This is a genomic window from Mycoplasma sp. CB776 (assembly GCF_054343395.1).
Genome location: NZ_JBTGVD010000009.1, coordinates 1 through 17664 on the forward strand (window position 1 = coordinate 1; position 17664 = coordinate 17664).

General features: G+C 23.4%; 18 protein-coding genes, 1 rRNA gene and 1 other RNA gene. 14 read left to right on the forward strand and 6 right to left on the reverse strand.

Features of this window, described 5'->3' with window-relative positions:
- Positions 1-168 precede the first annotated feature (168 nt).
- The gene (locus ACXX86_RS01575) at positions 169-1164 is read left to right on the forward strand and encodes an aldehyde dehydrogenase family protein (protein WP_458561006.1); all 996 of its coding nucleotides are present in this window, start codon (positions 169-171) and stop codon (positions 1162-1164) included.
- Here ACXX86_RS01575 and ffs read toward each other — a convergent pair.
- An RNA gene (gene ffs / locus ACXX86_RS01580) (signal recognition particle sRNA small type) lies at positions 1162-1258 on the reverse strand. The two genes, ACXX86_RS01575 and ffs, sit on opposite strands and share 3 nt — an antisense overlap.
- A gap of 75 nt (positions 1259-1333) precedes the next feature.
- On the opposite strand from ffs, the gene ACXX86_RS01585 reads away from it, so the two are divergent.
- The 6 genes from ACXX86_RS01585 to ACXX86_RS01610 all read left to right on the forward strand — a co-directional run bounded on the left by ACXX86_RS01585 (position 1334) and on the right by ACXX86_RS01610 (position 6106).
- Positions 1334-2344, forward strand: a complete 1011-nt coding sequence (locus ACXX86_RS01585) for a TMEM164 family acyltransferase (protein ID WP_458561007.1) — start codon at positions 1334-1336, stop codon at positions 2342-2344.
- Between the two features lie 133 nt (positions 2345-2477).
- Positions 2478-3206, forward strand: coding sequence for a hypothetical protein (locus ACXX86_RS01590; RefSeq protein ID WP_458561008.1), 729 nt, complete (start codon positions 2478-2480; stop codon positions 3204-3206).
- A gap of 2 nt (positions 3207-3208) precedes the next feature.
- On the forward strand, positions 3209-3919 hold the full coding sequence (locus ACXX86_RS01595) for a hypothetical protein (protein ID WP_458561009.1): 711 nt from the start codon (positions 3209-3211) through the stop codon (positions 3917-3919).
- Between the two features lie 217 nt (positions 3920-4136).
- Complete coding sequence (locus ACXX86_RS01600; RefSeq protein ID WP_436358749.1) at positions 4137-4823, forward strand: hypothetical protein; 687 nt, start codon at positions 4137-4139, stop codon at positions 4821-4823.
- A complete protein-coding gene (locus ACXX86_RS01605; protein WP_458557258.1) occupies positions 4810-5205 on the forward strand; it encodes a hypothetical protein in 396 nt (131 codons plus the stop codon). The genes ACXX86_RS01600 and ACXX86_RS01605 overlap by 14 nt, the downstream gene beginning before the upstream one ends.
- Entirely contained in the window at positions 5186-6106 is a 921-nt protein-coding gene (locus ACXX86_RS01610; RefSeq protein WP_436358751.1) for a hypothetical protein, read from the forward strand. The genes ACXX86_RS01605 and ACXX86_RS01610 overlap by 20 nt, the downstream gene beginning before the upstream one ends.
- Positions 6107-6140: 34 nt before the next feature.
- Here the strand turns inward: ACXX86_RS01610 and ACXX86_RS01615 are convergent, their stop codons facing one another.
- Positions 6141-7139 (reverse strand): NAD(P)-dependent oxidoreductase, encoded by a 999-nt coding sequence (locus tag ACXX86_RS01615; RefSeq protein ID WP_436358752.1) that lies wholly within the window; start codon positions 7137-7139, stop codon positions 6141-6143.
- A complete protein-coding gene (locus ACXX86_RS01620; RefSeq protein WP_436358753.1) occupies positions 7139-8242 on the reverse strand; it encodes an AEC family transporter in 1104 nt (367 codons plus the stop codon). The genes ACXX86_RS01615 and ACXX86_RS01620 overlap by 1 nt, the downstream gene beginning before the upstream one ends.
- Positions 8243-8341: 99 nt before the next feature.
- On the opposite strand from ACXX86_RS01620, the gene ACXX86_RS01625 reads away from it, so the two are divergent.
- Genes ACXX86_RS01625 through ACXX86_RS01635 form a run of 3 tightly spaced genes read left to right on the forward strand, consistent with a single transcriptional unit; the run spans position 8342 to position 9704 of the window.
- Positions 8342-8833 carry a hypothetical protein gene (locus tag ACXX86_RS01625; protein WP_436358754.1) on the forward strand — a complete coding sequence of 164 codons (492 nt, stop codon included), beginning with the start codon at positions 8342-8344 and terminating at the stop codon, positions 8831-8833.
- The gene (locus tag ACXX86_RS01630; RefSeq protein WP_436358755.1) at positions 8833-9315 is read left to right on the forward strand and encodes a DUF4231 domain-containing protein; all 483 of its coding nucleotides are present in this window, start codon (positions 8833-8835) and stop codon (positions 9313-9315) included. Before ACXX86_RS01625 ends, ACXX86_RS01630 begins: the two co-directional genes overlap by 1 nt.
- A 2-nt stretch (positions 9316-9317) precedes the next feature.
- Positions 9318-9704: a hypothetical protein gene (locus tag ACXX86_RS01635; RefSeq protein WP_436358756.1), complete on the forward strand. Its 387-nt coding sequence runs from the start codon at positions 9318-9320 to the stop codon at positions 9702-9704.
- Between the two features lie 31 nt (positions 9705-9735).
- On the opposite strand, the gene ACXX86_RS01640 is transcribed toward ACXX86_RS01635, so the two are convergent.
- On the reverse strand, positions 9736-11490 hold the full coding sequence (locus ACXX86_RS01640; RefSeq protein ID WP_436358757.1) for a ribonuclease J: 1755 nt from the start codon (positions 11488-11490) through the stop codon (positions 9736-9738).
- Positions 11491-11656: 166 nt separating this feature from the next.
- Here ACXX86_RS01640 and rrf point away from each other — a divergent pair.
- Both rrf and ACXX86_RS01650 read left to right on the forward strand, forming a co-directional pair.
- Positions 11657-11762 (forward strand): 5S ribosomal RNA (rrf, locus tag ACXX86_RS01645).
- A 196-nt stretch (positions 11763-11958) separates the two neighbouring features.
- Positions 11959-12750: a hypothetical protein gene (locus tag ACXX86_RS01650; RefSeq protein WP_458560533.1), complete on the forward strand. Its 792-nt coding sequence runs from the start codon at positions 11959-11961 to the stop codon at positions 12748-12750.
- Here the strand turns inward: ACXX86_RS01650 and ACXX86_RS01655 are convergent.
- A complete protein-coding gene (locus ACXX86_RS01655; protein WP_436358759.1) occupies positions 12747-13781 on the reverse strand; it encodes an Mbov_0400 family ICE element protein in 1035 nt (344 codons plus the stop codon). The genes ACXX86_RS01650 and ACXX86_RS01655 overlap by 4 nt on opposite strands.
- Positions 13782-14114: 333 nt before the next feature.
- Positions 14115-14714, reverse strand: coding sequence for a 30S ribosomal protein S4 (rpsD, locus tag ACXX86_RS01660; protein ID WP_436358760.1), 600 nt, complete (start codon positions 14712-14714; stop codon positions 14115-14117).
- A 184-nt stretch (positions 14715-14898) separates the two neighbouring features.
- On the opposite strand from rpsD, the gene ACXX86_RS01665 reads away from it, so the two are divergent.
- On the forward strand, positions 14899-16503 hold the full coding sequence (locus ACXX86_RS01665; RefSeq protein WP_458561010.1) for a hypothetical protein: 1605 nt from the start codon (positions 14899-14901) through the stop codon (positions 16501-16503).
- Position 16504: 1 nt separating this feature from the next.
- Positions 16505-17650, forward strand: a complete 1146-nt coding sequence (gene thiI, locus ACXX86_RS01670) for a tRNA uracil 4-sulfurtransferase ThiI (RefSeq protein ID WP_436358762.1) — start codon at positions 16505-16507, stop codon at positions 17648-17650.
- The last annotated feature ends 14 nt before the right edge of the window (positions 17651-17664 follow it).

Sequence of the window (17664 nt, forward strand, 5' to 3'; positions counted from 1 at the left end):
ATCTCTTACTAAAAAGTAAGCAAGAGAAATTTACACAAAATATCTTACACTACCTCTCGTTGTTCTAAAAAAGTAAAAACACCTTTTTATTTATTTCCATCTAAATCAAGTTATAAATATGAAGCATATGGACAAACTTTGATTATTAGCCCTTGAAATTATCCGATTATGCTTTCTATTATACCTATTATAAATGCTATTGGTGCAGGAAATAGGGTAATATTAAAACCTTCTGAATTTTCAGAATATTCATCTAAATGATTAATGAAATTTTTTAATGAAAATTTTGATCATAAAATCATTTATTGTGCTAATTCTTCTTTAGAAACATCTAATTTTCTTTTAGATCAAAAGTTTGATCTAGTATTCTTTACTGGATCAACAAATGTAGGAAAAATTGTTTTAGAAAAAACTTCCAAATTTTTGACTCCAACCATTTTAGAGTTAGGTGGTAAATCACCAACTATAATTTGTTCTGATGTAAATTTAGATAAAGTTGTTGAAAAAATTTATTATGGTAAATCATTAAATTCAGGGCAAACATGCACAACTCATGATTATGTTTTAATAGATAAAAAAATAGAAGATGAATTTATACAAAAATACAGAGAATATGTACAAAATCAACTAAAAAACAACCTCAAAAATGAACCTAAAATCATTAGTGAAAAACATTATAATAGACTATTGAAATTAGTTAACTCAACTGAGTTAAAAATTAATCATGAAATGAAAATAATCGAACCTTTTATTTACAAAGCATCATTAAATGATACGATAATGCAAGAAGAAATTTTTGGACCAATTTTGCCTGTTATTTCTTTTGAAACTATTGAAGAAGCAATTGATATTGTTAAAAGACAACAAAAACCACTTGCTCTTTATCTTTTTAGTAAACAAAAATCAATTATTAATAAAATAAAAAAATTACAAGCAGGAGCAATCATTATAAATAACACAACAGAACATGTGGCAAATTCATATTTACCTTTTGGTGGCATTGGAAATTCAGGACTAGGGAAATACAGGGGATATAGCGGTTTTAAATCTTTTAGCCATCAAAAATCTTTTTTTATAAATAAATTTGTATTTAAACCTTTAAGTTTGGTAAAAAAACCTTTTAATAACAAAAAGTTTTCTTTACTGAAAAAGATTTTTAAGTAAAATAAAAAAACCACTAAACACAACACTTCTCGATGTGGCTGCTACATTTCTGTCCTGACCAGGTTACAAGGTTTTTGTTTTAATGGCATTTATATTATATATTAATATTTGATTTTAAAAACAAAAAATAGTATTATAATTTATATACAAAAATTTGAAAGGAGAAAAAATGCAATTTTTAGATTTTTTTAATTGAAGAAGAAATGTAGTTACATTTGCAGAGTCTAAGATTTTATTTTATTCAATTTTTGCATTAATTCTTTTAGCAACTACTTTTGTTTGAATTTATAAATCAAAAATATATAACCATTTTAATTCAAACCCAGATAAAAAATATTTAAAAAATTTAAACAAAGATCAATTATTTATGGTGATAGGTGCTTTTGTAATAATATTTAATATTTTTAGAATAATTTTATTTTTGGTTCGCGATTATCCTTGAAAATGAGAATTAATTCCTTTACATTTATGTAGATTTTATATAGTTTATTTTGGATTTATTTTCCTTTTCAAAAAGGCACACAATATTAAATATATTAGTATATTAGCTTTTTTAGGTGGAATAGTAGGATTTTTATTTGTAAATTTAGGACCTGTTCCTGAATTTATTAATCAAGACAGAATTTATAATTCTTTCCAACCAGGGACAATAGAATATGAAAGAGCAGGGTTTGACTCTGGATATGACACTTATGCTTACTGAGATTTTATATTAACTCATGGATTTGTAATTTTTATCCCAGTTCTAACACATATTGCATATGGTGAAAAAGCAAAAATAAACATTACGGTAATAACACAAGGACTTGTAATGATGTTAATTTTAGGAATAGTAATATTTTTTGTTTCTTGAATAATGTATGAAATTTTACAAAAAATAGACAACCCTAAATTAAAAATAGCATTAGATCCTAATTGGTTATACCTTGGTAGAACTGGAATAGGGACTTTGGGAAAACTAACAAGATGACCTTTAAATATAGTAACTTTATCAGTTTTAGTTCCTTTACTTACTTATTTAGCATATTTTATTTATGTATTGTTATCTTCTATAGAGTTTGGTAATTTTAATGAAAAAAACAAAAATCCTAAAATTAAATTTAGAAAACCAAGAGAAGTTTTCCAAGAACAACAAGATTGAACTTTCTTTAAAAAAATAATGAAAAAAGAAACTAAATAAAATTTATTCTTTTAAGGAGAGAAATGAATAGAATAGAGAAAAAAATCATAAAGTTTATAGTTATAGATACAAATTTTTAATAAAAGATGAAATAAGAATAGAAAAAAATATTAAATTATTAGAAGAAGAAGATTTGTCTAAAGAAGTAGAACCTTCTTTAGAAGAATATTTAGAACATGCTAATAAATTATTTAGAAATTTAGAAGCACAACCATTAACACTAGAAGAACTTGAAGAACATATTGATTTTATTTCAAGACTCACTCACACTAATCTAGATAATGATTTACACAGCAAAAATAAAGAAGAATTATTGACAATAACAAATTTAATTTTAGCTGGAGATAGAGAAACTTTATTTAAAATATTAAAATTAAAAGAAATAAAAAGTTATACACAAACAGACTATGATTTTTATAAAAATTATGCAGAAAATATAAAATTAAGAGAAGAAAAAGAAAAATTATTAGAATTAATAGAAAAATTAAAAACTGCTAAAAAAACATTATCTATTTTTACTGGTGTGTTAGCCGGAACTTCCGCTTTAAGTTTTGCTCTTGCTTCTTTCGGTTTTGTTGGAGCCTTACCAATAGCAATAGCTGGTTCTGTTGGAGCAACTGCTTCTGCTTCTATTGTGGCAGGAATAAAATTAGCGTTAGTTAAATACGAAGAAGAAATGGCTAATATTAAAAAAGCTACTTATTCATTATCATCTATTTATACTTTAGGACATAGCATTTCTAATATATTAAAACCAATTTTAATTGCTAGCGGTGCAACTATTTCTGCATCAACATACTGATTTCCTGCGGCTTTTAATGCTGTATTATCAATAACATCAATTTTATCTCTATTGTTTTAATCATGAAATCATTTTTATTAATATTATTAGCATTTATGCTTTTTTCATTATTAAATTCATTGTTTTTCTTTGTGTCTTATAAACAAAAAACTTTTTTAGAAAAAATAGACAAAAGAATTTGAAAAGCGCAAAAAAATACAAAAAATACAAATAGTTTGATTGAATTTATAGATATTTGAGAAATCATTATTAATATTTCCTTTTTTATATTTTTTATAGTAATGTCTACAATTGAATCTTACAATCAAGAAAGCAATAATGTATATTGAATCTTATCGATTATTTTTAGTATTTTGTTCATAATTTACTTCATATTAATTTTTGTTATTTATAAGATAAAACTTTCTAGAAAAACAAAAAGCAAAGAAAAAACAGAAAATCCAATCCAAGAATTAATTAATTTTTGAGAACAAAATAAAGACTTAGAAAAATACAAAAACTTAACTTTTTATAGAAAAAACAAAAGTAGAAAAGATTTTATAATAAAAAGATTAAATAAACAAATTGAGTTAATTAAAAAAGAAAAAATGACTGATGCTGAATTATTTAATTCCTTAATTAATATTTATTTTTCTTGTTTTGTTATTTATTTATTTGGAAACAGTACATATATTTTTAAAGATAAAAACTATATAAATAGAAGAGAAAAAGATTTTTATAAAATAACACTTTGATACACACTAAATTTGTATTTTTCAAAAAACAAAAATTAATTTTATAGAGAGAATACCTATATAAAAAGGTATTTTTCTTTTTTTAAAAGTGATATAATATATTTACATATATTATGAAAAAAAGGAATTTTGAAATAAAAAAATAAAAAAATATAATTTTTTGCTTTTTTAAATAGTACACTTTTATTTAAGTATTATAATTTAATTATATATATTATGTAACTTCATTTTAAAATGAAGGGAAAGAAGGAATATTATGATTATAGATTTACCGATAAAAATAGAAAGTAGAGCTGTAATTCCTGTTATGGAATTATTATATGATAAACCGTGAGATCCGAAATTAGGAAAAAATATTGATGCAGGATGAGATAGGATTATGGACTTTTTGAATGAAAATAAATGAGAATATTTGCAAAAATTTAAAGACGGAAAAAGTTTAATAAAACTTTTAAAAGAAGTTACCATTTTTTATGAAAAAATTTTATCAGATCATATTTTAACCGAAACAAAAAAAGAAATTTCAAGTAATTTAGAAACTTTTTCAGAAGTTATAGGTTATCCGGCGGATGTTTTAGATAACGAAACACCACTTTCAACAATTTTAAAAGCTTCATCATTTTTGCTTAGTAGTTTATCTCTTTTAAGTAGTCAATTAATTTTGCAAGTAGGAATACTTCCAGATAAATTTATTTCTTTATCCAGATATTTAATAGAAACTTTATATCAAGAAGTGATACCTAATATAAAAATAATGGAAGAAACAATGAAAGAAATAGAAAATGAACTAGGAAAAAATAGTTTTATTTCTTTTTTTAAAGGTTATTTAGATTTAAAAACAATGATGTCGAATATGCAAAAAGCACTTTTTGATTTTAAATATTACACAGCCAGAAATGCTTACTCTGAAATTTATAAAAATAGAATAAATGATGGAAAATAAAGAAATTAAAAAAATACTAAAATGAATAAATAATGATTATTCATTTTTTAGACTTATATTCTTTTTAACTTTTAATTTTTTAATCCTTATATTTCCTTTAATTTTACTGATAATTGATTTAATTTTTAGAACTGAGATTTACAATAAGTTAGCTGCAAGTAGTGTAATTGCTTCACTTCTTTTTTATTTGTTACCAATTTTATTTTTTCCTTTTATATTATGAATATTAATAAAATACATTTTAATTTTAACCATTAAAATACAGATTTTAAAAAATAAAGAAATAGATTATAATGACTATAAAAATAAAATAAAAATGTTTTTTATAATGAATTTTAATTGAAAAAGATTGAGGGGAAATTATGAAGACAAACTTCTTTAGTTTAAAAAATGAAGTTGAAAAATTAACTTATTTAAGTTCGAGATTTAAATTATTTTTCTTTACCTTTATAGATTCTTTTATTTTCATTTTAACCTTATTTTTATCTATATTTTATTTAATCAAAATTAATGAAGCACCACATAAAGAAGTGATTATATATATTATTGTTTTTTGCTTTATATTTTCTATATTCTTTTTATTTGCAGCATTAAGAAGAGTTATGATTTTTGGACTATTATATTTTTATTATGAAAATAGAAGTAATTTAATTTGTTTTGCTTTAATATTATTAATAAATTTATTTTCTTTAAGAATTGGTTCAGTAATTAATGGATTTAAATTTATTAAAAACAGAAAAAATCTAAATTTCATAGAATCTAATTTAGATTTTGATAAAGTAATTTTTATAGGAGAAAAAGGTTTAGAATTATATTTTGATGATTTTTTTATAATAAAAAGTATTACTTTAATTTCTGATGATAAAAATTATGATTTAAAAGCAAAAATAAAGGATTTTTGTATAGAAATAGAACGAGATAAAATTTATAAATATAAAGATATTGAAATAGTTTTGGCAAATACACAAGAACTTTTTGTTGATAAAATAGATATTCAAAAAATTAATAATTTTAAAACCTTAAAATTTTATATTTTACTTTGTTTACTCATTAATTCTTTATATTTAAACAAAAATAATTATAAAAAAATGGTAGACAAAATTAATTTAATAGATTTTGTTTCAGAAGACGCTTGAATTTCTGATCAAGAAATAATGAAAGCAAAATCACAGCTAATATTACCTTCTAATTTAAAAGAAAATCTTTATCTAAAAGAAACAAAATATTTAGATAATTTATGACTTATGTATAGGATAATAAGGTTATTTATAAGTAAAGAATAAAAAAAGTTAACAAATAATTGTTAACTTTTTGTTTTTAGTAAACTTTATTTTTACAATCTCCGGTAGTTAAAAATTCATTTAAGTTATCAAAAGATTGTTCAACCATATTTGCAACTGCTTCATCTGTATATGAACCTATGTGTGGAGTTGCAACAAATCTTGGATAATAAGTCATTAATTTTTGAACTGTTTCATTTGGAAGTTCTTTTTGGTGTTTTTTAAAGAAAATTTCACCTTCGTTGTTAAATACATCTGCAGCAATAGCACTTAATTTGTTAGTTTCTAAAGCTCATAATAAAGCATTTTCATCTTGAATTTGACCACGAGCCGTATTTATTAAAATAGCATTATCTTTCATTTTGGAAATAAAATCTTTATTTATCATTTTATCATTTTGGCCTTTAATATAAGGGATGTGAAATGAAATAATATTTGATTTTGCTAATAGGTCATCTAAATTGGTGTATTCCAGTACTTCTTTTGCCTTGTCATTTGGAAAAGGATCAAATCCTAAAACTTTTGCACCTATTGATTTAAAAAAGTGAGCAGTTCAATATCCGATTTTTCCTGTTCCAATAATTCCTACTGTTGTGTTTTTAAATTCTCTTGCAAAACCAAAAGGATCAACGGTAAAATCTTTATTATAACCTTTGTGAGCAAAGTGAAGACTTTTTCTATTTAACATTACACCAAGTGAAAATGCTAATTCTGAAATAGCTGTTGGAGAATATGAAGGAACTCTTGCTGATTTGATTCCTAGTTCTTTCATTTTCTCTAAATCCATATGATCTGTACCCACAATTCTAGCTAAAATGTATTTAATACCAAAAGAATGAATTTTTTCTACAACAGCAGCATTAACTTTATCGCTTGCTCTTGTGATAACTGCATCAAAACCTTTAACACTATCAACAGTATTTTCATTTAATGAGTCAGAACGAAGTTCTAATTCATAATTGTATTTATTGAATTTGTGGAAAATTTCTTTTTCCACTTCTCTTACTCCAAAACAAATAACTTTTATATTTGCCATTAAAATACCAATCCTAAAACAACTATTCAAACAGGCATCATTACAATAGCACAAAGAGTTGCTAAAGCAGAACATTGTGCTGAATAAGTTTCATGCATTTTATATTTCATTGAATAAGCAATAACAACTGTTGAAGGTGGAACTGCAGCAAAAATAACCATTGAACTTGCAACATGACTAGTAACTACTCCTGTATATTTTAAAGGTAACATTATTAATAGAACTAGTGATGGTATTGCTATTAATTTAATTGCTACAAATATTCAAACTCATATATCTTGTATTGCGTTTTTCAAAGGAACTGTAGCAATAGTCATACCAATTGTTATTCAAATTAATGGTGAAGCTAAACCAGAAAGAGTTTGAATTATTTTGTGTAACGCAGGAAGAGTTTTACTTAATTCAAATCACCCTAGTATAACTCCTGTTTTGTTACCGTTTTTATCTACTACATTTCAAGTACCACCAGGAATTAATTGACTTAATCATAAAATTAAACCAATAAATGTAGCGATAACAATTGGATTTAATAAAGCGGTTTTAATTGATTTTGAAAAGTTTGCTTTATTGAATTTAAGACCAGACATCAACATAAAACATAGAGAATAAAGGAAAATTCTGTATGGAATGTTTCAGATGTTAGCTGCTAAAACCCCATTTTTGTCATAAACTGCTTGAATAATAGGTAGTCCAAAGAATGTTGTTGAACCAAAAATTAACATCATTCAAATAACTAAAGCTCTTGATTCTGTAACATTTTCGCCACCTAAAGTTTTGACAACTTTAGATTTGGATAATTTGGGAACTTTTACAAATTTAACTCAAACTAGTGCTATGATACACAGCACTATGTAAAAAGCAAAAGCGACTCCAAGAATTACAGCTTGTTCAATTAAACTTTTAATTGTAATGGTTTTCATAAAACCGTTTAGTGCAAGAGCAGGTAAAGCAATTAATAAAACAATTTGATTTATAATTCCTTTACCTTCTTGTTTTAAAATTTTAAATTTTGCGAATAAGTAACCTATTGTAATAATCCCGATAGAAGCAATTATTGCTCCCCATAGGGATTGGTTACTCACTGTTTTGATAAATTGATCCATATTTATAAAAAATTTCTCCTAATTTGAGTTTAAAACTCATATATATTTTACTATTTTATTTTTAAAAAATAAAGTATAATATGTGCCGTCGGAGGAAAAATGAAAAATATTAATATTCAATTGCTTGAATATGTAGAAAGCAAAAAAAGAAAATTAGCAAAAGAAGCAAAATATTCTTCTATTTTAGATAATTTTATTAAATGAGCTTTAATAATTTTAAATTTAACTATTATTGCAATTGCGATAACAGTTATTGTTATAGAAGTAAATCGTTATAATTCTATCCCAGCAGAAACAAGAAAATCATTTTTTGATGAATTAGGTTTAACAATTGTACTTGCTTCCTTTATTGTTCTAACCTTTTTATTTAATTTATTTTTATCTATTTATAGAGAAGTAATGAAATTTAAAGATTATAAACAAGCAATGAGAAAAATAACATATATAACATATAAATTAAGAGAAGATGAAAATTATTCAAAAGAACAATTTGATAAAGAATTTAATCAAATTGAAAAAGATTTTTTAGCTAAAAAACAAGTTTCAAAAGGGCAATTAATCAAGAAATTTATTTTAGGAGGTGGAAAATAATGAATGTAAAATTATTTGATTCTACAAAAGAATTTATTGATTATATAACTTTAAAAACTAATATAAAAGCAAAAATTTATAAAATAATTTTTTGAGTAGCTGCTCTATTTTCATTATTATTTACTTTCTTTTCTGGTTTAATGGGAGTTGCAAAACTAGCTTCTTCTAGATTAGAAGAATTTAAAGGATTTGCCCTTTTATTCACTTCAGAAGTTGATGGAAAAATAGTAGATCAATGACCAATTTTCACATTGTGAATAGGAATTTCTTTAGCTATTTTAAATGGATTATTAGCTTTATTTGTTGTAAAGAAAAAATGAATAAGAAATCAAAAAGTTAATAATTTAATTTATTTAGAAAAAGTTCTTTTTGAAGCAAATGAAGGAAAATATGCAGAAGCAAAAAATAAAGATTTATTATTTTTTGATAGAGTTTCTGAAATACTTGGTAATAAATATTCACTTAACGAAGGAGAAGAATAATTATGGATTATTCAAATGAAATAAACAGAACTAAAAAAAGTATGAAAAGTTTAACTACTAAGTATTTAAGATCCAAATGAACTTTCTTAATTGTAAGTATTGCTTTAATTTTAATGAGTGCATTTAATGGATTGTTATCTGCTTATGCTATTGCTAAAAACCCAAATTTAACAGCAGTTTGATTATTTGTAACCATTTCAATCATAACTACAATAATGGCATTTTTAACAGCGGCAGCCACACTATTTGCTTTTTCTAAAAAAAGAGAAACAAATAAGCAAAAAGCTTTATATTTAGAACAAATTGAACAAGATTTAAAAAATGATTCATTAACAATTTCAAAAGATGAATTAGTTGTTGAACTGGCACAAATAGATATTGAAGAATAAAGAAAATAACACTTGAGAAAGTGTTATTTTTCTATTCATCTAAATCGTCTTCATCAACAAATTCATTATCTTCTTCTGTTTCTTTTTGCCTTTCAAATCCTTCTAAAGGATTTTTCTTATCATCTGTAAATAAGAAGGAAGAAATAATTATAGGATTTCTTCTTTTTTCTTTATAAAAGAAAGGAATTAAACGATCTTTTATTAACTGTCTTAATTCAGGAACTGTTCAATCTTCTTTATTTTTGATTGTAAATAAAACAGCTCCATGAACTAATCTCTTGATTTCTTCAACAAAATCGGTTGATGTTTTAACATAGAAGCAACCTCTAGAAACTACTCTTGGTTTTCCTACTATAATGTTTTTATTTCTATCTATTGCAATAGCAATATAAACAAAACCATTTTCACCTAAAGCAACTCTTTCTTTCATTAAAGAAACATTAACTTTGGAAACCACATCTCCATCAATAAAAATTGGTCCTGGATTAATAAATTCCTTTGTAGTTACGAGTTTTTTGTTTATTAAATGTAATACTTCACCTATTCTTGGAATTATTACATTATTAGGATTTACTCCGTTTTCAATGGCAGTTTGTCCATGAACTACTGACATCCTAAATTCTCCATGGTAAGGAACAAAGTATGTTGGTTTGGTTAATCTAAAGATTTTTTCGTGTTCTTCTTTATAAGCATGACCTGAAGTATGGAGATAACCATCAACCCCATTTTCTTTAATAATAGCACCTGTTTTATATAGTTTATTAACTAATAATTCAATTTTGATTCTGTTTCCAGGGATTGGAGAAGAAGAAAAAATGATCATATCCCCGTGTTTTAGGGTTATTTGAGGATGTTTTCCTTGTGACATTCTAGTTAAAGCTGCCATCTGTTCACCTTGTGAACCTGTGGTTAAAATAACAAGTTCGTTATCTTGGTATTTTGAAATGTTTTTCTTATCAATAAAAACATCATTAGGAGCATCAATATATCCCATTTTTCTTCCTATTTGTACTCCATTTACCATTGATCTTCCAAAAGTTACAACTTTTTTACCAAGTTTAGCAGCAAGTTCAATAATAACTTTAACTCTGGTTAAGTTAGAAGCAAAAGCAGTAATTATTATTTTCTTTTTAGCATCTAGCATATGAGCTTCTATATCTTTTAAGATATCTTTTTCACTTGGTGAGTGAAAAGGTCTCATTGCATTTGTAGAATCGGAAAGAAGCACACTTAAATCTTCTTTACCTATTTGTTCTAGTTTGCTAAAATCGGTTAGATTTCCAATGGGTGTATAGTCAAATCTAAAGTCTCCAGTACACATAATGGAACCATTTGGAGATTTAACTCTTATTCCAAAAGCATCAGGAATTGAATGTTGAGCAGTTCAAAAATCTACTTCTAGTGTATTGAAAGTATGAACAGCATCTCTTTCAATTTCTACATACTCTACTTTTTTTCTAATACCTCTATCTTCAAATTTAGCTTTTAAATATTGAATAGCAATTCTTGGTGCAAAAATTTTAGGAATATGAACTTCTTGTAGTAGATAAGTAACACCACCAATGTGATCTTCGTGTCCGTGAGTTATAAATAAACCTCTAATTTTGTGCTGATTTTCTTTTAAATAAGAGTAATCAGGAATTATTCCTTTAATTCCAGTAGCAAAGGTATCGGCAAATTTAATACCTGCATCAATTATTACTATGTCATTTTCGTGCTCTATTATAAGGGTAGATTTACCTATTTCTTGCATTCCACCTAATGCAAATAATTTTGTTGGTTTCATATGTCTCCTAATATATTAATTTAAGTTAAAATAAAAAAAGAAATTTAATTAATTGTTTAAATTTTACAATAAAAAAAATTTTTTATAATTAATTTTTAAATTTTGTAAATTTATACAAAAAATTAAAAAAAATCTTGACAAATTTACAATTTATGGTAATATATATACAAGCGACCATAGCAAAGGGGATCACCTGATACCATTCCGAACTCAGTAGTTAAGACCTTTTACGCCGAAGATACCAGAGATGGGAAAATAGGGAGTTGCTGCTTTTTTTTATTCCTTTTTTAATTTTATAAAAGTATTTATTGAATTTATTTGAATAAATTTATATTATTTTATGAATATATTAGATTATTATTATTATTATATAATTATTATGTAAATACAAAAATAAAGGACGGAAAAAATGAAGAAAAAATATTTCAATTTATTAATTATAAACACTATTTTTGTAGGTGAAATCTTATGCTAAAAAATAAATTATTATTTTCAGTTTCTTCACTAGTTAGCATTCCTATTTTTGCTACTTCAGTGGTTTCTTGTGCAACAACAGAAAAAGACAAAGAAAAAAATCAATATGAAAATTATAAAATTGAGTTTAATAATTTAGGTGATAAAGAAATTGTTAAATCTAATGAAACTTTTACCTTTTTAAGTAATTCAAGTGTTAGTTCAAATGAAACAAAACTTAAGGATTTTTATCTAATAAAAGATGAAAAAGATATAGATAATCTTAAACAAACTTTATTTTACTATGTTATAAATTATGAAAAAAATGATAATGTTAAAGAAATAGAACATATGAATAATTTGCTTAATTATCAAAAAGTAGCTTTTTATTTAAGCAAAATAAATTTAAAAGAAAATTTTTATGTATTAAATAACTTTGTTCATACAAAATCGTTAGATACTTTATTTAAATCACTATTTAAATCTAATGATTATAATTACAATGATTTAAATTCAAAACAAAAGGAATTTCCTTTATATTCAATTATTCAAAAAGAAAATAATGCTTTAAATTTTTATTCTACCAATCTAGAATTAAACGCTAAATTAAAAGAAAATAATGAAAGCGAACCAACAGATGAAACAGCAAATTATGTAGAACCATCTTTTAGTTACATTGCTTTTGAAGTTCCAAGAAAATTATTTAATCCAGAGCAATTGCAAACCTTAAAAATAAATAATACTTTTTTACGTTATAATGAATTTGTAAAATTTTTAAGCAAAAACACTAAACAAAAAATCAACTAATGTTGATTTTTATTTTTTTGCAATGTTAAGCGAATATTTTTCATTTCTTCAGATGAAATTTTTGGATCAGCATATTTTAGAACATCTATATTAGATAATAATCCTTCTCTTATTTCTTTCATTTGTCAATTATCGTAAATTGGTTTAGCATATAGAGAAACATCTAAATTTTGTTCTAAACCTAAACGAATTTGTCCCATTTGAAAACAATTAAAATTATTTGTTGCATATTTAGATACATCTATTTTTGATTCTAAACCAAGAAAAATCTGTTTTAGTTGCGATGCACAATAATGGTGGCAATTAAAATTATTAGTTTCAATGAAAGACTTATGATTATTAATTATAGAACTTTTGTGTTGTTCAAAATAATCAATTTCTTCCATTAATTCTTTATATTCGCTATTTGTACCTAAATAAATATTTTTGATTTCTAATAAAGTTTGTTTTAATGTGTTTCTGTTGTTTAAGATATCTAAAACCAATTTTTCCTTTTCTAAAATTGACTCTTCACTGTTATTTGAATTTTTAAAGTGATTAAAATCTCTAGTTAAAAAATCTTTATGGCAATAAAGTGTTTTAGAATAAATTTGGTCATTTTTTATAGAAATTTCACTTAAAGAAACATATGGTGGATTTTGTTTGAGATTATCTCAAAGCATAAAATAAATGTTTTTAATATCATCTAAATCTAGAAATTTGGTATCTAAATAAAGTAAATTATTTTTATCAAAAACTTTAAATAAATCTTTTTCAAAAATTTTATAAATTTGAGCAGTATCTATAAAACTATCGTGATTTAATAATCCATTATTTGCCTTTTTAATTAGATATTCACCATTAAGTTCGTGTCTGAAATTTTTATGTTTTATAGAACTGCGACATTTTAAGTAATAATATATTTCTTCCCATTCGTTATAAAAAATAATGACTGGATGTTTGTGAAAATCATCTTCTAATCTATCAAATGTTATTGATTCTTCCGGAAAAAACGGTTTCATTGTGTCAATGTGATTTTTATCTTTTTTCATTTTAATTCCTTATATTTTAATTATAGTGCTATTAATAGTAAAAAGTGAAAAAAAGAAATATTAAAACAGGAACTAAATAATTATGTTCCTGTTTTTCTCACATACAGATTGTGCTTATTTTCAAATTCAAATATAAATACTAGGAGCATTTAGTTGTATCTAATAATTTTAAATATATAAAAGAATACTATAATTAGCTAATTTTGCCACTTAACTAATTAAATCTAATTTCTATCTAATTTAATTATTAGATACCAATTAGATTTTACAAAAAAAAAAAAAAAAAGCAAGTTTTTGACAAAAAAACACAGGAGAATTCCTGTGTTGAAATTATTATTTGTTGTAGAACTCAACAATTAAAGCATCATTGATTTCTTGACTTAATTCTCTTCTTTCTGGTAATCTTTTTAAAGTAGCTTTAAAATCTTTATATTCAATTCATTCTGCTTTTTGTTTTAATTCAAGTGCTGCAGTAATTTGAACGTTTTTTCTTGATTTTTCTTTTAGTTCAACTACATCATTAATTGAAACTTGCATTGAAGGAATATCTGCTTTTTTTCCATTTAAAGTAAAGTGACCATGATTTACTAATTGTCTTGCTTGTCTTCTTGTTGTAGCAAATCCTGCTCTGTAAACAATATTATCTAACCTTGTTTCTAACATTTGTAAGAAGTTTGTTCCAGCAACACCTTTACGTTTTGAAGATTTAAAGAAAGTGTTTTTGAATTGTCTTTCATTTAAACCATACATAAAACGAACCTTTTGTTTTTCGTGTAAGTGTAATCCATAATCAGATAATTTAACTTTCTTTTGTCCGTGTTGTCCAGGAGCGTAAGTTCTTTTTTTACCTTTTGCAAATTCTTTACCAGTTTCTAAAATTGAAAATCCTAATCTTCTTGATTTTTTGAAAATTGGACCAGTATATCTTGACATTTTTCCTCTTTCTGCAAAAAACGTTAAGAAATAATTCCATATTATTTTTTTAAATTTAATGGTTTCGACATCCAGCAAAGTTTACTTCCAAATTTAAAACAAATTTAAAAAATATTAATATATATTATTTAGCTGTGTTTATTGCTTTAATATTTTACATCATTTTTGTATAATTTAATAGCAAATGAAGTATTTTTTATTTTTTTTATTGGGATTTTTAGTTTTATTATTGATAACTGGATTAGTTATCCTTATTTTTGTTTTACAAAAAAGAAGAAAAGAAAAAGAAAGAAATAAAAAAGAACAAGTTAAAAAAAATGAAAAAAACAATTCTATAAAAAACGAAATTGATATTTTAATAAATCAAATAAAAATTTATTTTAAGCATGAGCATTTAAAAAACGAAGAAGAAAAACAAAAAGAAGTTGAATTAAAAGAAATAATTAAAAAACATAAAGATAAAAACGAAGAAGAAACTAAATTTTTAAGCAGAATTGAAAAAGCAAATATTATAAATCATTCTTATGAAGTTATAGAGTTAAAACTTAACAGTTATTTTACAGACAGAGTTCAAATATTAGAAGAACTAAAAGAAAAATATAACTATATTTTTGAGAATAATAAGTTTTTTTTAGGATACTATAATAAAATGACTCAAGATCTTCATAAAGCTAATACATTTGTTAAAAACAATGAAGACAAAATAAAATATATTCATGCAAAAATTGATAAACTAATTAAAAAAATATCAAACAACAATGTTTTTATTTCTCAAAATTATTATTTAAACTATAAAAAAGAAGAAAATATCAAAAAACTAATTGAAAATAAAAAAAATATAATTCATTTATTTAAAATTTTAAATTATGTAGTTAAATTTACTAACGAAATAGACAACAATTTGACAAATATTTTTGAATCATTAAAAAATTTTTATTTTGAAAACAAAGAAGAATTTCAATTGGAAAGAGTTTTTTCTTTTGAAGAATACAAAAAGCAAGTAGAAATTCTTTTTAATAATGTCAAGAAAGCACATAAAGAAATTGATATTGAAAAAGTTAATATTAATTTAAAATTTATTTATAAATTAACATTAGAAAATAAAGAAAAAATAGAAAAAGAAAAAAGATCTAAACAAATAGTAACAGAAAATATTTTGATTATAAAAAATAGAATAGCAAGGAAAAAAAATGAGTTACTTCTTTTCATAGAAAATAAAGAAAATACAGCATTTATACAAGCAAAAGAAGAATTAGATAATATAAATTTATTATTAGAAGATATTTTATTAAATAAAGAAACTTATCTTGAACAAATAGAAAAAATAAAAAGTATTTTTGAAAAATTCATAATTATAGATTTTAAGTTAATCGCTTTAAAAAATATTTATTTTTTTGAATTAAAAGAAAAGAATTTATTAAACAATTTTTCTTTACAAAAAGAAATAATTACTGATTTTTTGGTAAATAAACATAAAGAAAATATAAATGAAAATTTCAAAAAAGAAATATTGAATTTGTTTCTATTGATAGAAAATGAAGAAAAAAATGACCAAAAAATAATTTATATTAAAAAGTTAAATGATTTATTGACAAATAATATAGAAATATTTACTGATTTTTTATACAAAGAAATATTAAATTTTTTATATAAAAATATGAATGTTTTTAGGAGTTCTAAAAACAAACTGGATGCCAGTTTTAAAATAGCAGAAGAAATGCATAGACAAGGAAACTATCCACAAGCATTAGAAAATATAGTAAAATTTTTAGAAAAGGAAATAATATAATATGTATGATTTAATTTTAATAAGATATGGTGAATTAGTTTTAAAAGGTGGTAATAGAAAACAATTTATAAACACTTTGAAGCAAAACATAATAAAAATTACAGGGGAAATTCCAGAAGTAAGTTTTGATAGAATGTATTTACCTTATAGCGAAAAAACTTTAGCAAATTTATCTAAAGTTTTTGGTATTTCTTCTTTTTCTCCTGTAAAAAGAGTAGAAACTAATATAGAAAGCATAAAAGAAGAAGTTTTAAGACAATTTGATGATAATCTTTTAAAATTTAGATTAAATTGTCATAGAAACTGAAAAAAATTCCCTTTAAATTCACAAGAAATTATAAAAGAAGTTGCTACCGAATTATTTGCAAAAAAACAGGAAATAAAGGTAGATTTGGAAAATTTTGATCAACAAATCAATATTGAAGTTAGAGAAAAATATTCTTATGTTTTTTCTAAATTTTATAAAGGATTAGATGGTTTACCTGTTGGTATTTCTGGTAAAGTTTTACATTTAATTTCTGGAGGAATTGATTCTCCAGTTGCAGCTTTTGAAATGATGAAAAGAGGTGTGCATATTGATTTCTTGTCTTTTATAACACCACCACACACTGATGAAAAAACAGTTCAAAAAGTAGATAAAATTATTCAATTGTTATCTAATTATCAAGGTGGTTCTAAATTATTTCAAATAAACTATACAGATTTAATGAATTACATCGGTTTAGTTTCTGACCAGTCTTATAAAATAAATCTAATGCGTAGAAGTTTTTATAGAATAGCAGATATTTTAGCTAAAAAATTTGGTTACATAGCTATATCTAATGGAGAAAATTTAGGGCAAGTTGCATCTCAAACTATGGAATCAATGGATGTTATTGGTAGTCAAACAAGTTTACAAATATATAGACCATTATTAACTTTTAACAAAAATGATACTATTAAATTAGCTAACAAAATAGGTACTTATGAAATTTCTATTGAAAAAGCAAATGAAGCTTGTGAATTATTTGCTCCTAAAAAACCAGTTATAAAACCAACTTCAGAATTTGCACAAAAATATGAAGAAGAGTTATCTGAAATTAAAAAAATGGAAATAAGTGCAATTGAAAAAGAAATGATTTTGAAAAGATTTAAAACACAAAAATAAATTTTTTCAAAATT